Source organism: Erwinia persicina NBRC 102418, assembly GCF_001571305.1.
Classification (GTDB): Bacteria; Pseudomonadota; Gammaproteobacteria; order Enterobacterales; family Enterobacteriaceae; genus Erwinia; species Erwinia persicina.
This window is the reverse complement of record NZ_BCTN01000063.1, coordinates 1-892: the sequence shown is the minus strand read 5'-3', so window position 1 is coordinate 892 and position 892 is coordinate 1. Positions and strand designations below refer to the sequence as shown.

The window sequence follows — 892 nt, the reverse complement described above, 5'->3', positions numbered from 1 at the left end:
CCAGAAGAAAAAGCACGTGGTATCACCATCAACACGTCTCACGTTGAATATGACACCCCAACTCGCCACTACGCGCACGTTGACTGCCCAGGCCACGCCGACTATGTGAAAAACATGATCACCGGTGCTGCTCAGATGGACGGCGCTATCCTGGTTGTTGCTGCGACTGACGGCCCAATGCCTCAGACCCGTGAGCACATCCTGCTGGGTCGCCAGGTTGGCGTTCCGTTCATGATCGTATTCATGAACAAATGCGACATGGTTGACGACGAAGAGCTGCTGGAGCTGGTTGAAATGGAAGTCCGTGAGCTGCTGTCTGCTTACGATTTCCCTGGCGACGACATCCCGGTTGTTCGTGGTTCTGCACTGAAAGCCCTGCAGGGTGACGCAGAATGGGAAGCAAAAATCATCGAACTGGCTGGTCACCTGGATAACTACATCCCAGAGCCAGAGCGTGCGATTGATAAGCCATTCCTGCTGCCAATCGAAGACGTCTTCTCTATCTCCGGCCGTGGTACTGTTGTGACCGGTCGTGTAGAGCGCGGTATCGTTAAAGTCGGTGAAGAAGTTGAGATCGTTGGTATCAAAGATACCGTGAAATCAACCTGTACCGGCGTTGAAATGTTCCGTAAGCTGCTGGACGAAGGCCGTGCGGGTGAGAACTGTGGTATCCTGCTGCGCGGCATCAAGCGTGAAGATATCCAGCGTGGCCAGGTTCTGGCTAAGCCAGGTTCAATCAAGCCACACACCAAGTTCGAGTCAGAAGTATATATTCTGTCTAAAGATGAAGGCGGCCGTCATACTCCGTTCTTCAAAGGCTACCGTCCACAGTTCTACTTCCGTACAACTGACGTGACCGGTACCATCGAACTGCCAGAAGGCGTGGAAATGG

The 892-nt window shown here is 53.1% G+C and carries 1 protein-coding gene; it reads left to right on the top strand.

Going from position 1 to position 892, the window contains the following annotated elements; translation table 11 throughout:
• The coding region (gene tuf / locus EPE01S_RS22670) for an elongation factor Tu (RefSeq protein ID WP_062749689.1) at positions 1-892 on the top strand (892 nt) is incomplete at both ends.